This is a genomic window from Methyloversatilis sp. (assembly GCF_030696805.1).
GTDB lineage: Bacteria > Pseudomonadota > Gammaproteobacteria > Burkholderiales > Rhodocyclaceae > Methyloversatilis.
This window is the reverse complement of record NZ_JAUYRO010000117.1, coordinates 24,547-42,648: the sequence shown is the minus strand read 5'-3', so window position 1 is coordinate 42,648 and position 18,102 is coordinate 24,547. Positions and strand designations below refer to the sequence as shown.

At 66.7% G+C, this 18,102-nt stretch carries 18 protein-coding genes; 15 read left to right on the top strand and 3 right to left on the bottom strand.

Annotation, left to right across the window (positions count from 1 at the left end):
* Positions 1 to 35: 35 nt before the first annotated feature.
* The gene (locus Q8R75_RS18920; protein WP_305613849.1) at positions 36 to 719 is read right to left on the bottom strand and encodes a TetR/AcrR family transcriptional regulator; all 684 of its coding nucleotides are present in this window, start codon (positions 717 to 719) and stop codon (positions 36 to 38) included.
* A gap of 91 nt (positions 720 to 810) precedes the next feature.
* The gene (locus Q8R75_RS18915) at positions 811 to 2,061 is read right to left on the bottom strand and encodes a DUF4010 domain-containing protein (RefSeq protein WP_305613850.1); all 1,251 of its coding nucleotides are present in this window, start codon (positions 2,059 to 2,061) and stop codon (positions 811 to 813) included.
* Positions 2,062 to 2,373: 312 nt separating this feature from the next.
* Here Q8R75_RS18915 and Q8R75_RS18910 point away from each other — a divergent pair, with 312 nt between their 5' ends.
* From Q8R75_RS18910 to Q8R75_RS18865, 10 genes are all read left to right on the top strand, one after another.
* On the top strand, positions 2,374 to 2,856 hold the full coding sequence (locus tag Q8R75_RS18910; RefSeq protein WP_069039341.1) for an MSMEG_0572/Sll0783 family nitrogen starvation response protein: 483 nt from the start codon (positions 2,374 to 2,376) through the stop codon (positions 2,854 to 2,856).
* A gap of 256 nt (positions 2,857 to 3,112) precedes the next feature.
* Complete coding sequence (locus Q8R75_RS18905; RefSeq protein WP_305613851.1) at positions 3,113 to 4,177, top strand: Nit6803 family nitrilase; 1,065 nt, start codon at positions 3,113 to 3,115, stop codon at positions 4,175 to 4,177.
* Entirely contained in the window at positions 4,074 to 5,243 is a 1,170-nt protein-coding gene (locus tag Q8R75_RS18900; protein WP_305613852.1) for an MSMEG_0568 family radical SAM protein, read from the top strand. The genes Q8R75_RS18905 and Q8R75_RS18900 overlap by 104 nt, the downstream gene beginning before the upstream one ends.
* Positions 5,230 to 5,817, top strand: coding sequence for an MSMEG_0567/Sll0786 family nitrogen starvation N-acetyltransferase (locus Q8R75_RS18895; protein WP_305613853.1), 588 nt, complete (start codon positions 5,230 to 5,232; stop codon positions 5,815 to 5,817). Before Q8R75_RS18900 ends, Q8R75_RS18895 begins: the two co-directional genes overlap by 14 nt.
* Positions 5,814 to 6,827 carry a sll0787 family AIR synthase-like protein gene (locus tag Q8R75_RS18890; RefSeq protein ID WP_305613854.1) on the top strand — a complete coding sequence of 338 codons (1,014 nt, stop codon included), beginning with the start codon at positions 5,814 to 5,816 and terminating at the stop codon, positions 6,825 to 6,827. The genes Q8R75_RS18895 and Q8R75_RS18890 overlap by 4 nt, the downstream gene beginning before the upstream one ends.
* Positions 6,820 to 8,004, top strand: coding sequence for an MSMEG_0565 family glycosyltransferase (locus tag Q8R75_RS18885; RefSeq protein ID WP_305613855.1), 1,185 nt, complete (start codon positions 6,820 to 6,822; stop codon positions 8,002 to 8,004). Before Q8R75_RS18890 ends, Q8R75_RS18885 begins: the two co-directional genes overlap by 8 nt.
* Before the next feature lie 13 nt (positions 8,005 to 8,017).
* Positions 8,018 to 8,305 carry an MSMEG_0570 family nitrogen starvation response protein gene (locus Q8R75_RS18880; RefSeq protein ID WP_305613856.1) on the top strand — a complete coding sequence of 96 codons (288 nt, stop codon included), beginning with the start codon at positions 8,018 to 8,020 and terminating at the stop codon, positions 8,303 to 8,305.
* Positions 8,306 to 8,322: 17 nt separating this feature from the next.
* Positions 8,323 to 9,597 carry an MSMEG_0569 family flavin-dependent oxidoreductase gene (locus Q8R75_RS18875; RefSeq protein ID WP_305613857.1) on the top strand — a complete coding sequence of 425 codons (1,275 nt, stop codon included), beginning with the start codon at positions 8,323 to 8,325 and terminating at the stop codon, positions 9,595 to 9,597.
* Positions 9,591 to 10,451: a Pnap_2097 family protein gene (locus tag Q8R75_RS18870; RefSeq protein ID WP_305613858.1), complete on the top strand. Its 861-nt coding sequence runs from the start codon at positions 9,591 to 9,593 to the stop codon at positions 10,449 to 10,451. The genes Q8R75_RS18875 and Q8R75_RS18870 overlap by 7 nt, the downstream gene beginning before the upstream one ends.
* On the top strand, positions 10,451 to 11,842 hold the full coding sequence (locus Q8R75_RS18865) for a PLP-dependent aminotransferase family protein (protein WP_305613859.1): 1,392 nt from the start codon (positions 10,451 to 10,453) through the stop codon (positions 11,840 to 11,842). The genes Q8R75_RS18870 and Q8R75_RS18865 overlap by 1 nt, the downstream gene beginning before the upstream one ends.
* Positions 11,843 to 11,989: 147 nt before the next feature.
* On the opposite strand, the gene Q8R75_RS18860 is transcribed toward Q8R75_RS18865, so the two are convergent.
* Positions 11,990 to 12,712, bottom strand: coding sequence for a PEP-CTERM sorting domain-containing protein (locus tag Q8R75_RS18860; RefSeq protein ID WP_305613860.1), 723 nt, complete (start codon positions 12,710 to 12,712; stop codon positions 11,990 to 11,992).
* A gap of 286 nt (positions 12,713 to 12,998) precedes the next feature.
* Here Q8R75_RS18860 and Q8R75_RS18855 point away from each other — a divergent pair, with 286 nt between their 5' ends.
* From Q8R75_RS18855 to Q8R75_RS18835, 5 genes are all read left to right on the top strand, one after another.
* The gene (locus Q8R75_RS18855) at positions 12,999 to 13,205 is read left to right on the top strand and encodes a heavy metal-associated domain-containing protein (protein ID WP_305613861.1); all 207 of its coding nucleotides are present in this window, start codon (positions 12,999 to 13,001) and stop codon (positions 13,203 to 13,205) included.
* A 275-nt stretch (positions 13,206 to 13,480) separates the two neighbouring features.
* Positions 13,481 to 14,458, top strand: a complete 978-nt coding sequence (locus Q8R75_RS18850; protein WP_305613862.1) for a PEGA domain-containing protein — start codon at positions 13,481 to 13,483, stop codon at positions 14,456 to 14,458.
* A complete protein-coding gene (locus tag Q8R75_RS18845; RefSeq protein ID WP_305613863.1) occupies positions 14,442 to 14,975 on the top strand; it encodes a TssQ family T6SS-associated lipoprotein in 534 nt (177 codons plus the stop codon). The genes Q8R75_RS18850 and Q8R75_RS18845 overlap by 17 nt, the downstream gene beginning before the upstream one ends.
* Positions 14,976 to 14,985: 10 nt before the next feature.
* Positions 14,986 to 16,179, top strand: coding sequence for a serine/threonine-protein kinase (locus Q8R75_RS18840; RefSeq protein WP_305613864.1), 1,194 nt, complete (start codon positions 14,986 to 14,988; stop codon positions 16,177 to 16,179).
* A 65-nt stretch (positions 16,180 to 16,244) separates the two neighbouring features.
* Positions 16,245 to 18,083 (top strand): ABC transporter ATP-binding protein/permease, encoded by a 1,839-nt coding sequence (locus Q8R75_RS18835; protein ID WP_305613865.1) that lies wholly within the window; start codon positions 16,245 to 16,247, stop codon positions 18,081 to 18,083.
* The last annotated feature ends 19 nt before the right edge of the window (positions 18,084 to 18,102 follow it).

Below are 18,102 nucleotides of genomic sequence, written 5' to 3'. Positions count from 1 at the left end.
GTGCAGGCCATCGTCGGCCGTTGCACCCTGTTCCGCTACGTTGTTTCGTCCGCGCCGTCGCCGGCAGGAAGTGGCGCCCGCAAACCGCCGAGCAGGAAACTCATCAGGCGCGGCCGCATGCGCTGCATGGCGTCAGGTTCATCGATACGCACGCCGGTCAGCACCTGCAGCGAATCGATGCCCGACACGGCATACGACATGGCACCCAGCATGAAATGCAGGCGCCACAGGATTTCCTCGACCGGCACCGTCGGCAGCGCGCGGCAGAACGCATCGCGGTAACGGCCGATCACCGGCGCGTACTCGGTAGCGAGATATTCGCGCACCGTCGGTGACGGTTCGGTGAAGGTGCGGCCGAGCAGCTGCATGAATTCACGCCCGGCCGCACTGCCGGCCGCCAGCTCGAGCGAACTGCCGAAGAACGCATCGACGATGCGGTGGGGCTTCACCGGCTGATCGCCGGCCGCGGCCTCGGCCGCATCGAGTGCCTGCATGCGTTGTGCGTTCAACGGCTGCAGGTGGCGCTTCAGCACCTCGCGCACCAGCACGTCCTTCGAGCCGAAGTGGTAATTCACCGCTGCGAGATTGACGCCGGCGTCGCCAGTGATCATGCGCATCGACGTCGCCTCGAAACCGTGCGCCACGAACAGCGCCTGCGCCGCATCGAGAATGCGGTTGCGGGTTTCGTGCGCGGTCAGCGAAGTGCGACGGACATCCATGCCTGCACAACCTTCATTCAAACGTTCGTTTTAATTCTAGCCGGTAAAGCGTCGCTGTCAAGCGTGTTGACGACCATTGCGCGCGCGGGCTTCAGCCGCCGTGCAGCAGCCAGACTGCCCACGCCGCGCCCACCGACAGCAGCACACCGGGCACAACCTGAACGGCGAACGCCCGGTCGCCGGCTGTGGCGGCGACGACGGTCTTGCTGATCGCATTGGTGGTGAAGCCGATCAGGATGGGGAGCACCGCCTGAGTCGCCTCGATCTTGCCCGAGGCATGGAGGGCGGCGACCGCTGCCGCAGACGAATGTGCGTCGGCGAAACCGGCCAGACCCACGGCCAGATTCAGCCCGGCATTGCCGAAGTATTCACGCAGCAGTGAAGTCAACAGCAGCATGCCGCCCATCGTGACGGCGAACAGCACGGCGATGCGCGGATTGAAGGCGCGGCCGGGCGGCACGGTCTCGCCCTCCATCGCATGCACGCTGCGCCACGCGACCAGCAGACCGTACGCCAGTGCAGCGACGCCGGCCGCCAGCAGTGGCAGCGCCATTTCGCGCAGCACGGCGATACTGGTCACGGCAAGCAGCAGCACCAGTTGCAGCACGGTCGCCAGCGACGACAGCACGGCCCCCGACACCGCGCCGGCACGCAACGCAGGCGTGCGTACTGCCTGTGCGCCCATCGCCGCGATGGTGGCGGTGCTCGACACGAAGCCCGAGGCGAAGCCGGCGAACGACAGGCCGAGCGCCGGCCCCGCGGCGCGCAGTGCGATGTGGCCGCACGCGTTGATCGCCATCATCAGCACGGCCAGCGTCCACAAGGTCCGCGGATTGATCGCGTCGAACGGATCGACCGTGCGATCGGGCGTCAGCGGCAGGATGACCAGCGCCGCAGCCGCCAGCAGAAGGGCGTCGTGCAGTTCCTGCTCCGACATGACCCGCACGACGAAACGGTGCAGATGGCTGCGTGCGGCCAGCATGATGGCCACCAGCACGCCGATGCCGGTCGCCAGCGGCGCATCGATCTGTGCCAGCGCACCGAGCATGAAGGTCAGCAGCAGCGCGATTTCCGTCGTCAGGCCAGGGTCGGTGACGGATGACTTGCGGTACGACACCACCGTCAGCAGCCCCACGGCTGCCGCCAGCACCGCCAGTGTCAGGCCGCCGCCGAGCAGCATGGCGAGCGCGCCAAGCAATGCAGCCAGCGTGAAGGTGCGCAGACCGGCTGCCGCGCGCGCCGGACCTTCGCCCTTGCGCCGCTCGCGCTCCATGCCGATCAGCAGGCCGATGCCGAGCGCGGCAGCCAGGCCGATCAATCTGGGATCAACGGATTCGGACATGCCTCAACGATACGCGGGTAGGCGGCACCGACGCTCATCCGGTGCGATCCGGATGAATGATCGGGTGCATTGATTGCATGGCGGATGCTCCATCGCGGTGCGTGAAGCCACCCCTAAACCCCAATCCGGAAAGGACATTTCAGCGATCGTGAATATCTGTCAACGGCCACGGCGGGCGCGTGTGTTCATTGATCGCATGTTGATCGCATGTTGATCGCAGGCAGTGACGCCGGCATGGCACGCAGCGTGCAAAGGACAGGGAGCGCCGCCAGAGCGCACTGACCCGGACGACCACCCCACAGGAGAGTTCTCATGCCGAAAGTTACCAAGCCCGCCAACCAGAAAGGTGAATTCCTCGTCGATTACGAAGAGAAAGTGTTCGAGGACGTGAAAGCCGAGCCGGGCGAGAAGGCGCTGGTCACCTTCCACACGGTCGCCTTCGAAGGCTCGATCGGCTTCGTCAATCTGCTGCAGGCGACCCGCCTGAAGCGCAAGGGCTTCGACACCTCCATCCTGCTGTACGGCCCGGGCGTCACACTCGGCGTCAAGCGCGGCTTCCCGACGCTGGGCGACGAAGCCTTCCCCGGCCACCAGAACTTCAACAACCAGATCACCAAGTTCATCGCCGAAGGCGGCAAGGTCTATGCGTGCCGATTTGCACTGCAGGCGCTGTACGGCCACGGAGAAGGGTCGCTGATCGAGGGCATCACGCCGATCAACCCGCTCGACGTGCTCGACATCATCCTGCTGCACCGCAAGGACAACGCCTTCATCCTCGACACCTGGACCCTCTGAAAGTGTTGGCCCCCACGCTCACTTCGTTCGCGCGGGGTCGGCTTTGCACAGCCGCCCCGCTCGGCAGGCGCGTCGCATGCGCCGCGAAATCCCTGCCTCGCCCCCGCCGAGGGGGCTGCACACGGTCCGGGGATGCCTTTGCACAGGCATCCCGTTCGACCGGCGCAGCGCAACGCGCTGCGAAGTCCCGGTCTCACCCTTGGGGCGGCCCGGCGGACGCGCGGGCGCCCCGGCTGCCTGCATTACGGAGAAGCGCATGAATGCACGAGTAATCCGTGCCGCGGCGATCCAGATCGCGCCCGACCTCGAATCGGCCGACGGCACGCTGGCGCGCGTGCTGGCGGCGATCGACGAGGCGGCGGACCGCGGCGCGCGGATTGCGGTGTTCCCGGAAACCTTCCTGCCCTACTACCCCTACTTTTCCTTCGTGCAACCGCCGGTGCTGATGGGCGCGGCGCACCTGAAGCTGTACGAACGGGCGGTGGCGGTGCCCGGGCCGGTGACGCAGGCGGTCGCAGAACGGGCGCGCTCGCGCGGCGTCGTGGTGGTGCTCGGCGTGAACGAGCGCGACCACGGCAGCCTGTACAACACGCAGATGGTGTTCGACGCCGACGGCACGCTGGCGCTGAAGCGCCGCAAGATCACGCCGACCTATCACGAACGCATGGTGTGGGGGCAGGGCGACGCCAGCGGCCTGAAGGTGGTCGACACCGCCGTCGGTCGCGTCGGCGCGCTGGCCTGCTGGGAGCACTACAACCCGCTGGCGCGCTACGCGCTGATGACCCAGCACGAAGAAATCCACTGCGCGCAGTTTCCCGGCTCGATGGTCGGCCAGATTTTCGCCGACCAGATGGAAGTGACCATCCGCCACCACGCGCTCGAATCCGGCTGTTTCGTCATCAATTCCACCGGCTGGCTGAGCGACGCGCAGATCCAGTCCATCACGCCCGACGCCAGCCTGCAGAAGGCGCTGCGCGGCGGTTGCTGCACCGCCATCGTGTCGCCCGAAGGCGTGCATCTGGCGCCGCCACTGACCGAAGGCGAAGGCATGGTGATCGCCGATCTGGACATGGCGCTGATCACCAAGCGCAAACGCATGATGGATTCGGTCGGCCACTACGCGCGGCCCGAACTGCTCAGCCTCGCCATCAACGACCGCCCGGCCAGCCCGGTCGTGTCGATGGCATCCCTTTCAGAACCTGTCCGGAGCACCGTCGATGAGCACCTCACCGATCTTCGAAGCGAACCGCGAATCGACCGACCGTCAGCAGACGACGGCGCTGATGACGGAACTGCAGTCGTTCGGCTTGCGGCTGGCTGATCCGGGCGCCGGCGCACCGAGCCGGCGCGGCGGCGCCGGGCCTTCCGACCACAAGGCGGTGACGGTTGCCGGCACGACCATCATGGTACCGGTGCATACCGGCAGCGCCTTCAACTCGCCTTTCATCGCGGAGGCGCCGGACGCCGATGGTCGCGTGCAGCTGAAGCGCGGCAGCATTCCGATCGCGCAGATCAGCTTTCCGAAGCAGCCGCGTTTCTACGCCATGCAGACACTGGACGGCGTGCCCTACTCGCACATCGCAACGCTGCACGGCGTCGACGTGCTGGCGACCACGGTATTGCAGACCTGCATCCGGTATGAAAGCCGCCGCAAGTCGTGCAAGTTCTGCTCGATCGGCCAGTCACTCGCCGCCGGGCGCACCATCGCGCACAAGACGCCGGAACAGCTGGCGGAAGTCGCCCGCGCCGCCGTGCTGCTCGACGGCGTGAAGCACATGGTCATGACCACCGGCACGCCGGCCACGCCGGATCGCGGCGCACAGGTGCTGTGCGATTCCGCCTTCGCCGTGCGCGCCGCGGTCGATCTGCCGATCCAGGCACAGTGCGAGCCGCCCGGGGGTGACGACGGTGACCGCTGGTTCGCGCGCATGAAGGCGGCCGGCATCGACAGTCTGGGCATGCACCTCGAAGTGGTCACGCCGGCGCTGCGCGAACAGATCATGCCGGGCAAGGCGACGGTCTCGATCGAGCGCTACATGGAGGCGTTCGAAGCAGCGGTCGCCGTATTCGGCCGCGGCCAGGTGAGCACCTACATCCTGGCCGGGCTGGGCGACACGACGGACGCCATCCTCGACATCAGCGCGAAGCTCATCGGCCTGGGCGTGTATCCCTTCGTCGTGCCCTTCGTGCCGATCAGCGGCACGCCGCTCGAAGATCATCCGGCGCCCAGCCCCGAATTCATGCGGTCCATCCTCGAACCGCTCGGCGCCATGCTGTCGGCCGCCGGTCTGCGCTCGACCGACATCAAGGCGGGCTGCGGCAAATGCGGCGCCTGTTCGTCGCTGTCCTCGTACGAGAAACAGGACGCTCGACATGCTGCGCGCTGACCCGGCCGGGTACTGCGAACTGCCGGCGAACTTCGCGCCGTGCGAATTCCGCATCAAGTGGGCGGACAGCGCGTGGGAGCGCGGCGAAGCGCAACGCCTGCGGCGCGAAGTGTTCTGCGAGGAACAGGGCGTGTTCGCCGGCGACGACATCGACGCCATCGATGCTTATGCCCAGCTCATCGTCGCGGTGACCCAGATCGGTGGCATGCCGGATCAGGTGGTCGGCACGGTGCGTATCCACGAAGACCGGCGCTCCGGCGAACCCGGCCTGTGGTGGGGCTCGCGCCTCGCGGTGGCGCCGGACTTCCGCAGCCACGGCAAGCTCGGCGCGACGCTGATCCGGCTCGCGGTGACCAGTGCGCATGCGCGCGGCTGCCACACCTTCCTCGCCCACGTGCAGGCGCAGAACCTGTCGCTGTTCCGCCGCCTGCACTGGAAGCCGCTGCAGCCGGAAACCCTGCACGGCCGGGCGCACTGGCTGATGCAGGCCGCACTCGATCACTACCCGCCGTGTTTCGACGTGTTCAGCGGCTTTGTCACGCGCTCGACTGCGCGCAGCGGAGTCGCCGCGTGAATCTGCACGCCCTCGTCGACGCGCTGCGCGGCAGCCCCGGCTTCGCGCACAAGCGCGACATCGGCGACGTGATGCAGGCACTCGGCCGCGCGCTGCCTGGCGGCATGCAGGACATGGCGCAGGCCGTGGCCGTCGGCGACGACTGTGCGGCCATCGCCGACCCATCGGGCGAGGGCTGGCTGCTGTTCGCCATCGAAGGGCTGGTCGAGGCGTTCGTCGCGCGCATGCCCTGGTTCGCCGGCTACTGCGGCGTCATGGTGAATGTGAGCGACATCTGCGCCATGGGCGGGCGACCGATCGCGGTGGTGGACGCGCTGTGGAGCGACGGCGCGCGCACCTCGTCACCGGTGCTCGACGGCATGGCCGCGGCATCGGCGCGCTACGGCGTGCCCATCGTCGGCGGCCACAGCAATCACCGCGCCGCGCACGGCCAGCTGGCGGTCGCCATCCTCGGCCGCGCGAAGAAACTCATCACCAGTTTTGATGCGCAGCCGGGCGACCAACTGATCCTGGCGGTCGACCTGCGCGGCGCGTACGAAGAACCTTACCCGTACTGGAATGCCTCGACCGGCGCACCGGCCGAGCGCCTGCGCGGCGACATCGAATTGCTGCCGCTGCTGGCAGAGGCAGGCCTGTGCGACGCCGGCAAGGACGTCAGCATGGCCGGGCTGATCGGCACCGCGCTGATGCTGCTCGAGTGTTCGAAAGCCGGCGCGATCATCGATCTGGATGCCGTGCCGCGTCCCGATGGCGTGCCGCTGCTGCGCTGGCTGCTGTCTTTCCCCAGCTTCGGTTATCTGCTGGCGGTGCGTCCGGCCGATGCCGACAGCGTCATCGCTCGCTTCGGCGAACGGGACATTGCCGCGGCGCGCATCGGCCGCGTGACCGTCTCGCCCGAGGTTTGGCTGACGCAGCAGCATGAGCGCGCGCTGCTTTGGAACGTCGCCGAACAGCCTTTCATTCTCGCGGCGCGGCACGACCGGTCCAATGCGGAGGCCGAGCATGTCTGACGCGCTGCGCATAGCCCTGCTGACCCATTCGGTCAATCCGCGCGGTGGCGTCGTGCACACGCTGGAACTGGCGCAGGCGCTGCAACGCGCCGGGCACGACGTGACGATGTTCGCGCCGGCCGCCCCCGGGCAGCGCCTGTTCCGCTCGCCGACCTGCCGCTTCGAAGCGGTGCCGGTGGCCGGCACCGCCGGCGGCGTGGTGGATATGGTCAGCGAACGCATCGGCGCCTATGTCGGTCACCTCGCGCCGCGTCTGGCGGCCCAACCGTTCGACATCCTGCATGCGCAGGACAGCATCAGCGCCAATGCCCTGGCCGCACTCGAAGATCAGGGTCTGATCGACGGCTTCGTGCGCACCGTGCATCACCTCGACGATTTCGACGACAGCCGGCTCGCCGCCTGGCAGGCACGCGGCGTGCAGTGCGCGCGCACCGTGCTGTGCGTCAGCGATCTGTGGCGCGACCGACTGGCTGACGATTTCGGTATCGACGCGCATCGCGTAAGCAACGGCGTCGACACCGAACGCTACTCGGCACAGCCCGGCAACGGCGACCTCATCCTTGCGCACCGGCTGGGCATCACTGAAGCCGCCGGGCGCGGCCCGGTATTCCTCGCCGTCGGCGGCGTGGAGGAGCGCAAGAACACGCGGCGCGTGCTCGAAGCCTTCGCTCTGCTCAAGGCCGAACTGCCCGGCGCGCAGCTGGTGATCGCCGGTGGCGCCAGCCTGCTCGACCACGACGGCTATGCGCGTGCCTTCCAGGCCGACCTGCGCGACAGCGGCCTGACCGTTGGCTATGCGCGCGACGTGGTCATCGCCGGCACGCTGGCCGACGCCGACATGCCCGCGCTGTTCCGCCTCGCCGACGTGCTGGTCATGGCCTCGACCTGCGAAGGCTTCGGCCTGGTGGTGCTCGAAGCGCTGGCCAGCGGGACGCCGGTCGTCGTGTCGTCGATCGCGCCCTTCACCGAATATCTGGGCGATACCGATGCCAGCTGGGCCGACCCGCAAGACGCACTGTCGATCGCCCGCGCCATGCGCCGCGCCTGCGACCCGCGCCGCGCCGACGCGCTGCGCTACGAACTGCCCGAGGTGTGCCGGCGCTTCAGCTGGCCGGCCAGCGCCCGGCGTCATGCTGACGTGTACCGCGCGTCACGGCTTCTGCCTTCATCCATATAGAAAGATCTGCGCCATGCCCGCCATGCACTTCCGGGTCCGCTGGCCCGATCAGACCGAAAGCCGCTGCTATTCGCCCTCGCTGGTGATCAAGGATTATTTCGCCCCGGGCACCCGTTACCCGCTGGCCGAATTCATGCCTTCGGTGCGCGAGGCACTGCACATCGCGTCCGAGCGGGTGCGCGCGAAGTACGGATTCGCCTGTTCGGCCGCGCTGGACCAGCTGGCCGACATCGAACAACGCGCTGCGCACTGGGCCGCCCAGCCCGATGCACAGATCGAAGTGCTCGCCTTCGACGAGTGAAACACGGAGTCACAGCCATGTCCCCTTCCTCCCCTTCTCACCTGCCCGTCATCATCGTCGGCGGCGGCCAGGCCGGCCTGTCGATGAGCCACTGCCTGCAGCAGGTCGGCATCGACCATCTGGTGCTGGAAAAGCACAGCGCGATGCATGTGTGGCGCACCCAGCGCTGGGACAACTTCTGCCTCGTGACGCCGAACTGGCAGTGCGCGCTGCCCGGTCATCCGTACGACGGCGCGGAGCCGCACGGCTTCATGAGGAAGGACGAAATCAACGCGTACCTGGCCGCCTTCCGGCGCAAGGTCGCGCCGCCGATCCGCGAAGGCGTGGCGGTGCGCCGCGTCAGCCCGCTCGCGCAGTACGGTTTCGACGTGATCACGTCGGACGGCGAGTGGACGGCCGACCAGGTGGTCGTGGCCAGCGGCGGCTATCACCAGCCCATCGTGCCGCGGCTGGCCGAGCGCCTGCCGACCGGCATCGTGCAGCTGCATTCCGGGCAGTACCGCAGCGCGGCCGCGCTGCCCGCGGGCGAAGTGCTGGTCGTCGGGTCGGGGCAGTCCGGCGCGCAGATTGCCGAAGACCTGCATCTGGCGGGGCGCAAGGTGCATCTGGCGGTGGGCGATGCGCCGCGCTGCGCGCGCTTCTACCGCGGGCGCGACGTGGTCGACTGGCTGGCTGACATGAATTACTACGACATGCCGGTGACCGAACATCCGCTGCGCGAAGGCGTGCGCGACAACACCAACCACTACGTGACCGGCCGCGACGGCGGGCGCGATATCGATCTGCGTCGCTTCGCGCTCGACGGCATGGAACTGTACGGCCTGCTGCAGGACCTCAACGGCACGACGCTCAACTTCGAACCCGGCCTGCGCGCCGCGCTCGACAATGCGGACCGCGTCTACAACGGCATCAATGCTGCAATCGACATATACATCGCCGGTGCCGGCATCGACGCGCCGCCGCCGTCGGTGTACGAGCCGGTGTGGCAGCCGGCGGCCGAACGCGGCACGCTCGATCTCGCGGCCAGCCGCATCACCAGCGTCATCTGGTGCATCGGCTTCAGCCCCGACTTCCGCTGGGTGGACGCACCGGTATTCAATGGCCGCGGCGACCCGGTGCACGTGCGCGGCGTGACACAGCAACCGGGCCTGTACTTCCTCGGTCTGCCCTGGCTGCACACCTGGGGCTCGGGCCGCTTTTCCGGCGTGGCGCGCGACGCGGCCTGGCTGGCCGAGAAGGTGGCAGCCTTCCCGGTCCGGCATCCTCATCCGGAAGAGGCCATCACATGCTGATGCAGGGCGCCGCTCATCTGCAGCCGCGCGCCACGCTGGCGCTGCTGCAGCACTATCAGGCCGGCATGCCTCAGCTCGCGCTGTATGGCCTGTCGGAGAACTGGCTGCTGAAGGAATGCGCTCACCTGCACTGGATAGCCATCGCCCGCGCGCAGGGGCTGGACGAGGCGGCCTTCTCCGACATCGAAGGCCGCCGCAGCTATGCCGCGCTGACCGCGGTGCGACTGCACGAGGCGCAGCTCGATGCAGTGGCCGAACATGCACCCTTCGCGCTGCTTGCGCGGCTGGTGCCGCATGGCCGCGCGCAGCATTACAGCGCGCAGACGGTGCGCATGGGCAGCACGCGCGTGGCGCGCATCGAGCTGCTGTCCGCGCTGGTGCGCCGCGAACCGGGCGGCGGCAACCGCAGCGTCGCGAAGGCACAGATGCTGCCGGGCAGCGAAGACCCGATGTCGGGCGACACCACGCTGATGGCGGCCGCAGCCGAACTGAAGTCACTCGGGCGGGCGCACCGCACCGCGACCCACGAAGGTGAAGTACTTCGGAGCTTCGACTTCACGCCCTGCCCCAACAGCGATTTCAACGGCGCCGGCTTCCTGTACTTCGCCACCTTCCAGGCCCTGGTCGACCGTGCGGAGTTCGCCTGGTATGGCCTGCGCGCGTCGGTCACCGCCGAGCGGGCGCTGTATTTCCACGGCAACATCGACCCGGGCGAAGCAGTGCGTGTGGAACTGCTGTCCGCCGGTGCTGAGCCGGACGGCTTTCATCATCGCTGCCGCATCGTGCGCCGCACCGACGGCCTCTGCATCGCCGACGTGATCACCCGCAAGCGCTTCACCCGACGAGCCGACTGATGGACAAGACCGCGCAGATCTGGCTCAAGCGTATCCGGTCGAGCAACAAGCCGGCCTATCTGCTGATCGCCGACCTGATCGCCGAAGACGTGCGCAGCGGCCGGCTCGCCGCACGCGACCGTCTGCCCACGCTGCGCGAACTGGCCGACTACCTGGAACTGAATTACACGACGGTGGCGCGCGGCTATGCCGAGGCGCGCAAGCGCGGCCTGATCGATTCGCGCGCCGGCATGGGCACCTTCGTGCGCGGGGCCACGCCCGGCCTGACGCTGCGCGGCGGCAGCGGCGCCGAAATGACGATGAACCTGCCGCCCGAACCGCACGACCCGGCGCTCATTGCGCGCCTGCGCGACAGTGCGGCGCAGGTGATGGTGCAGTCCGACTGGTACGACCTGCTGCGCTATCAGGACTTCGGCGGCACGCGTGACGACCGCGCAGCCGGCGTGCAGTGGCTGCGTCGCAGGCTGCCACTGTGCGCGGTCGAACGTGTGCTGGTGTGCCCGGGCATCCATGCCGCGCTGACTGCGCTGGTGTCGCTGCTGGCACGACCGGGCGAGTTGATCTGCGTCGAGTCGCTGACCTATCCGGGCATCAAGGCCATCGCTGCCCAGCTCGGCGTGCAACTGCATGCGCTGTCGCTGGACGACGACGGCCCCAGCGCCGACGCTTTCGAACACGCCTGCCGGACATTGAAGCCACGCGCGCTTTACTGCAACCCGACGCTGCTGAACCCGACCACCGCGACAGTCACCCGTGCCCGCCGCGAAGCGCTGGCCGATGTGGCGCTGCGCTACGCCGTGCCCATCATCGAGGACGACGCCTACGCCATGCTGCCGCGCGACCCACCACCACCGCTGGCCACGCTGGCGCCGGCACTCACCTATTACATCACCGGTCTGTCGAAGTGCTTCGGCGCCGGCTTGCGCTCGGCCTTCGTGCACGCACCCGGCCCGCGCCAGGCGGAACGTCTGGCCGGCGCGCTGCGCGCCACCACGGTCATGTGCTCGCCGGTCACCAATGCGCTGGCCACGCGCTGGATCAACGACGGCACGGCCGACGCCATGCTGGACGCCATCCGCAGCGAATCCGTCTTCCGCCAGTCACTGGCCGTACGTCATCTGGGCCGCCACGCGATGCGGGCGCAAGCGGAAGGCTTTCACCTGTGGCTACCCCTGTCGTCTGACTGGTCGATGGTGGAATTTGCGTCCTACCTGCGTGCGCAAGGCGTTGGCGTCGTCGCCAGCGCCGCCTTCAGCACCGATGGCACGCCGCCGGACGCGGTACGCGTGTGCCTCGGCGGCCCGATGTCGCGTGACGACTGCGACATCGCGCTGCGCCTGATCTCCGACACGCTCGAACATCCGCTCCAGCCGCATTCGACGGTGATGTAAGGTACCCGCACGGCCAACGCCAGGCGGCAAGCGACATGCGGGAACCCCTGCGCGCGGCACGACGAGACACCGCAAAAACAAAAAGCCCGACCTGGAGGTCGGGCTTTTTGTTTGGCCACCATCCGCGCTCGGGCGCGGAGGCGACTGTCAGCTGAAGCGACGGCGCAGGCCGGCGAGGCCGAGCAGTGCGAGGCTGGCGAGTGCAAGCGTGCCAGGTTCCGGAATCGCCGTGCCGGGGTTATTGACGTCGACCAGAATGGCCACGCGACCCACCTCAACCCGCTCGAGTATGGCGGTCAGCGCGAAGGTGTATTCGCCTTCGACCGTCGGCGAGAACGACCCGAGAGGTGCGGTGATGACGCCGGGGATGCTCGTGGCGAGGAAGTCCATGCCGAGATTAAAGGAATTCTGGATCGCCGCACCCTGCAACGCCGAACCGAGAAACTCGATCACGCCGTGATTTGCTTCGTCCGTGCCGCTGGCCGGATCGAAGTCGTAGTACAACCGGAACACGTAATTCGAAATGTCGTCACCACCCACATAGAACGCGAAGTTCCACAATGCGTAGGGATCGGCAGGCGACGACGGCGGGTTAGCGGACACACCGGTCGAGGCTTCGAAAGTGCTGGTACCGTTATTGACCAGATTCGGGCCGGTGAAACGCTGATGTGCGGTCAGACCGATGGTTACATCTGCCATCGTCGGATCCACTGCAAGCGCCTGTACTGCGGTATTCGGAATGCCCGATCCGCCAAAGGTGGCAGCCGACAGGGTTTGCAGAGCGGTACTTGACGGCGTGATCGGCGCAGCGAAAGCTGCAGTGCTGGCGAGTGCAACGAGCGCAGCAACTGAGTTGAGGGCGTACTTCATGGAAGCTCCTGACGCTGTGGGTTTTCGTGAATCAACTGCAGCAAGTTCTGTGCCAGCGATTTTTTTATTGAAAAACTCTTTTTTTTCAGGCTGTTGAGAATCGACGAAATTGAAGCACACAGTGCCGTGTAAGATTTACCGACACCTTGTGAACAATTTCCTGAACCTTGCGCGTGAAGTTCTGTTTCGCCGGCGATCCTGATGCCCCCGGACCCGCCCCATGCACCGGGCAGCTACGATGCCTCAGGGTCCCTGTGAAGACCGGATACTGGCTGGAGACCACACCATGCACACCACTGTCATCATCGAGTCAGGCGTTGAAGGTCCCGACTGTGCCGCCGACATCGTCAACATCGTCCATGAGCTCCCGGGGATAGACAGCGTCGACGTATCGCCGGAAACCGGCACGGTCAGCGTTGAGCACAGTCCTCTTGTGTCGGAAGACGATATCTGCCGCGCGCTCGAGGACAGCGGTTTTCCGGTGCAGCGCTGACCGGATCGCACACCCGGGCTCCTGTGATCCGGCGACGGGCTGCAGCCCTACGGCAATAATGGGGCCGATCCGGGAACATACGGCGCAGGCATGCCATCAGACACGGTCGATCGCGCGCCCATCGTGACTGCTGCGTCTTGGCTGCGGCAGGCGCGCGCCCTGCCCGCTTCGGGCCAACCGGACGAACGCTCTCCGCCGCCCCCAAGAACACGATATCTCCAGCTTCTCCGGACATGACTCACGAAGGCTCAAGCGCAGCGGTATGCAGCATCGTCGTGATCGACATCATCGGCTATCCGGACAAAGCGGTAGCCGAACAGGCGCAGATGCGAGCGCGCTTCCACCAGATCTTGGGCTCTGCATTGACTGGTGTGAGCCCGCAGGCGCGCATCGTCCTGGATACCGCAGACGGCGCGGCCGTCACGTTCATCGAAGACCCGGACGACGCGCTTCGCTGTGCAGCCCGGGTGCGCGACGCGGTCGCGACCGCGGGCACTCTGGCGCTCGCGCTGCGCGGAGGCATCCACCACGGACCGGTCATGCTGATCGGCGAACCGGGGATGCCGCCCAACCTCGTCGGTGACGGTCTCGGGGTGGCACAACGCGTCGCGGGCTTTGCCAGCGTCGGCAGGGTTTTCGCGACACGAGCCTTCGTCGAGGCACTGGCGAACCGGCAGGATGCGTGCAGGCATCTGTTTGAACCAGCGGGGGTGCGCACCGACGCGCAGCTGCGCGAACACGAGGTGTTCATCCTGACCGACAGCCCGCTGCCCGAGCGACCGGACAGCGAGCCGCACGCTGGCGGCGAGTCCGGCGCGCGGTCGATGGCACTGCTGGCGGGGCTCCTTTCGCGCCCGCCGTTGGTGACGGTGCTGACCATGGGAGCCATCCTGCTCGTCGCGATGGTCATCCGTGCAGCGCTGCCGGAGCAAGACAGCCGGGCTGCGAACGACAGGCATGGGGGCGTGGTACAAGCGCCCGTAACGGCACCGCAGCGCACCGTTTCTGATCGCGAGAACGGCGCGCCGACAGATGCGGAGCGACTCGGTACCCTGCGGGTGAATGTGCTGCCCTGGGGCGAGGTGGGCGTGGCCGGTGTGCATCATGGTGCGGCACCGCCTGAGCGCCACCTCATGCTGGCACCCGGCCAGCACGTACTCGAAATCCGCAATCCGGCGTTTGCGCCACATAAACAGCAGGTCGAAGTCAGAGCCGGCGAGGAAACCAGGATCAGACATGATTTTCGTCAGTAAGCGAGCGCCACGTTGCTGGGCGCTCGTCGCGGTCATATCCATGCTGTCCGCCTGTGCGACGGTGCAAAAGGGCGTCGACGGCATCGTGTCCGTATTCGATCAGGACACGGCGAAGCCGGCACCGAAGTCGGGTCAGCCACCAGCAACGAAGGTGCCGACAGGTGACACGCCCAGAACATCGTCGAAACCGGCGGCCTCCCCGAGCGCCGCCCCCGCACGGGCGACGTCGGCAGAGGAACTGCTGGCTGAGGGCATCAAAAAGTATGAGGATGCTCGCTACCCGGAAGCGGCCGAACTGCTCAAGTCGAGCCTGGGTCCGGGGCTGCGCAGCCGCGCCAGTCATGCGAGAGCACACAAGTACCTGGCCTTCATCCACTGCATCAGCAAGCGCGAAGCGGCCTGCCGGCAGTCATTCGAGCGCGCGTTTGCCGCCGACCCGGCATTTGCATTGACGCCGGCTGAAGCGGGACACCCGCAGTGGGGTCCGGTCTATCGCAGCGTTGCCGACGCACGCTGATCGGGTTGCCATGAGTCTTCCCGTGAATATCGGACGCTATGACGTGCTCGCCGAGATCGGGCGTGGCGCAATGGGCGTGGTCTATCGTGCCTTCGATCCGCTGCTCGACCGCACGGTGGCGATCAAGACCATCAACATGGCGCTCGATCCGGACGACATCGAATTCTACGAACGGCGCTTCATGATCGAGGCGCGCGCGGCCGGCGGGTTGAATCACCCCAATATCGTCACCATTCACGATATCGGTCGCTGCGGCGAATTGGCCTACATGGCCATGGAATACCTCGACGGGCGCGAACTGAAGGACCTGATCAATCGCGGCGAACTGGGCTTTGATCGTGCGCTCGAGCTGACTGCACAGATCGCCGACGGCCTGGCTTATGCGCATGAGCGGGGCGTCATCCACCGCGATGTGAAGCCGGGCAACATCATGGTGCTGGCCGATGGGCGCGTGAAAATCACCGACTTCGGCATCGCGCGCCTGCACGGTGCCGACGCACGCACCCAGACCGGCCTGCTGCTCGGGTCGCCGCGTTACCTGTCGCCGGAACAGGTGCTCGGCCACACGGCGGACGCGCGGGTCGACCTGTTCGCGCTCGGTGTCATCCTGTACGAAATGATGACCGGCCGGTCGCCCTTCAGCGGCAGCGATGTGCAGTCGGTGATGTATCAGGTCATCCACCACACGCCGGCAGCACCGGGTGTGCTGAATCCGGCGCTGCCGGCGCTGGTCGATCTCATTGCGGCAAGAGCGCTGGCCAAATTACCGGATGCGCGGTACCAGAACGCCGCGGACATGGCGGACGACCTGCGCACCTGCCGTCGGCAATGTGCGCCGGACACTGATTTCAAGCTGCCGGCGCGAGTCCGGTCATCGTCCGGCGCAACAGGCGCTGTCACCGAATCCTCCTCCGCGTCGGGTGCTGCGACCGTGTCGCGCGGGCTGGCACGGGAATTCGACTCCACCGAAGCCACCATCCGGCTTGCGGCACGATCCGCTGCCATCGATGACCCGGATCGCCTCGCTGCCACCGTCGGTGTGTCGCGGGAGGCGGTCGACGCCGCATTGAAGGCGGCCGGGCCGCGTCCGGTGCCTGAAAAGGATGTCCTGCCGGTCGCATCGTGGTCGACGCAAGATCGCAGGCGCCTGCTGGGTGCCGTGACGCTTGCAATCGGCATGTCAGCGCTGCTGCTTTACCTGTAGGCCATCCTCGCGAAACTGGTGCCGACAGCTCGTATGGCGCCCGCACCGTACCTTACAATTGCGCCATGAGAAACTCCGCTGCTGCGCCCCTGCCCGCACCCGAAGCCCCGCCCGGCACCCGCCGCCGGGACCTCGATACCCTCAAGAGCCTTTTCCCCTACCTCTGGGCTTACAAGTGGCGCGTGCTGATTGCGCTCACCTTCCTGATCGGCGCCAAAGGTGCCAACGTGACGGTGCCGCTCATCTTCAAGCAGCTGATCGACGCGCTGACGCCGGCCGCCGCCATGCAGAAGAGCGCGCTCGAAGCCGCACCGCTGCTGGTGCCGCTGGGTCTGCTGGCGGCCTACGGCGCGCTGCGCTTTTCAACTTCGCTGTTGACCGAGCTGCGCGAAATCGTGTTTTCGCGCGTGACGCAGCAGGCCGTGCGGCGCATTTCGATGCAGGTGTTCCAGCATCTGCATGCGCTGTCTTTGCGCTTTCATCTGGAGCGCCAGACCGGCGGACTGACACGCGACATCGAGCGCGGCACCCGCGCCATCGGCTCCTTGATCAGCTACACGCTCTATTCCATCCTGCCGACGCTGGTCGAGATGGGCCTCGTGCTGAGCATCCTCGCAGTGAAGTACGAAGCGGCGTTCGCGCTGATCACCGCAATCACGCTGGCGATCTACATCACGTTCACCGTGGTCGTCACCAACTGGCGCACCAAGCTTCGGCGCGAAGTGAATGAGCTGGATTCGGCCGCCAACACGCGCGCGATCGACAGCCTGCTGAACTACGAAACGGTGAAGTATTTCAACAATGAAAGCTTCGAGGCGCGCCGCTACGACGAACAGATGGCGCGCTGGCAGCGGGCGCAGGAGCGCAGCCAGATTTCGCTGTCCTACCTGAACATCGGCCAGGCCTTCATCATCGCCATCGGCGTCACGCTGATGATGTGGCGCGCGACGGTCGGCGTCGCCGAAGGCCGCATGACGCTGGGCGACATCGTGCTGGTCAATGCCTTCATGATCCAGCTCTACATTCCGCTGAATTTCCTCGGCGTGCTGTACCGCGAGATCCGCCAGTCGCTGACCGATATCGAGCGCATGTTCGGCCTGATGGACACCCATCGTGAAATCGCCGACGACCCGGACGCGAAGGCCCTGCCGCCAGGGCCATGCGAAGTGCGTTTCCAGCAGGTGAATTTCAGCTATGAGCCGGCGCGCCAGATCCTGCACGACGTCGATTTCACGATACCGGCCGGTGGCCGGGTCGCAGTAGTCGGCCAGTCAGGCTCCGGCAAATCGACCCTGGCGCGGCTGCTGTACCGCTTCTATGAAGTGGACAGCGGTGGCGGGCGCATCACGATCAATGGCACCGACATCCGCAAACTCACTCAGGACAGCCTGCGCACCGCGATCGGGATCGTCCCGCAGGACACCGTACTGTTCAACGACAGCATCCACTACAACATCCAGTACGGCCGGGTCACCGCCTCGGCAGAAGACGTCGAAGCCGCCAGCCGCGCGGCGCAACTGCATGACTTCGTCACCCGCCTGCCTGACGGCTACGCCACCAAGGTCGGGGAACGGGGGCTGAAATTGTCCGGCGGCGAGAAACAACGCGTCGCGATTGCCCGCGCGCTGCTGAAAGATCCACCGGTACTGATCTTCGACGAAGCCACGTCGGCCCTCGACTCGAAAACCGAACAGGCCATCCAGTCGCAGCTTGAACAGGTGGCGCGCGGCCACACCACGCTGATCATCGCGCACCGGCTATCCACCATCATGGACGCCGACCAGATCCTGGTGATGGACGCCGGCCGCATCGTGGAGCGCGGCTCGCATGCCGAGTTGCTGGCGCTGGATGGCGCCTATGCGCAGATGTGGGCGCTGCAGGCACAGGAAGAAGAAGGAACCTGACAACATCACCCTCCGATGG

Coding starts and splice junctions, on each gene's coding strand:
- Q8R75_RS18870 (WP_305613858.1), top strand. CDS start 9,591: ATGCTGATGCAGGGCGCCGCTCATCTGCAGCCGCGCGCCACGCTGGCG.
- Q8R75_RS18920 (WP_305613849.1), bottom strand. CDS start 719: ATGGATGTCCGTCGCACTTCGCTGACCGCGCACGAAACCCGCAACCGC.
- Q8R75_RS18840 (WP_305613864.1), top strand. CDS start 14,986: ATGAGTCTTCCCGTGAATATCGGACGCTATGACGTGCTCGCCGAGATC.
- Q8R75_RS18860 (WP_305613860.1), bottom strand. CDS start 12,712: ATGAAGTACGCCCTCAACTCAGTTGCTGCGCTCGTTGCACTCGCCAGC.
- Q8R75_RS18900 (WP_305613852.1), top strand. CDS start 4,074: ATGAGCACCTCACCGATCTTCGAAGCGAACCGCGAATCGACCGACCGT.
- Q8R75_RS18905 (WP_305613851.1), top strand. CDS start 3,113: ATGAATGCACGAGTAATCCGTGCCGCGGCGATCCAGATCGCGCCCGAC.
- Q8R75_RS18885 (WP_305613855.1), top strand. CDS start 6,820: ATGTCTGACGCGCTGCGCATAGCCCTGCTGACCCATTCGGTCAATCCG.
- Q8R75_RS18875 (WP_305613857.1), top strand. CDS start 8,323: ATGTCCCCTTCCTCCCCTTCTCACCTGCCCGTCATCATCGTCGGCGGC.
- Q8R75_RS18880 (WP_305613856.1), top strand. CDS start 8,018: ATGCCCGCCATGCACTTCCGGGTCCGCTGGCCCGATCAGACCGAAAGC.
- Q8R75_RS18845 (WP_305613863.1), top strand. CDS start 14,442: ATGATTTTCGTCAGTAAGCGAGCGCCACGTTGCTGGGCGCTCGTCGCG.
- Q8R75_RS18915 (WP_305613850.1), bottom strand. CDS start 2,061: ATGTCCGAATCCGTTGATCCCAGATTGATCGGCCTGGCTGCCGCGCTC.
- Q8R75_RS18895 (WP_305613853.1), top strand. CDS start 5,230: ATGCTGCGCGCTGACCCGGCCGGGTACTGCGAACTGCCGGCGAACTTC.
- Q8R75_RS18855 (WP_305613861.1), top strand. CDS start 12,999: ATGCACACCACTGTCATCATCGAGTCAGGCGTTGAAGGTCCCGACTGT.
- Q8R75_RS18865 (WP_305613859.1), top strand. CDS start 10,451: ATGGACAAGACCGCGCAGATCTGGCTCAAGCGTATCCGGTCGAGCAAC.
- Q8R75_RS18910 (WP_069039341.1), top strand. CDS start 2,374: ATGCCGAAAGTTACCAAGCCCGCCAACCAGAAAGGTGAATTCCTCGTC.
- Q8R75_RS18835 (WP_305613865.1), top strand. CDS start 16,245: ATGAGAAACTCCGCTGCTGCGCCCCTGCCCGCACCCGAAGCCCCGCCC.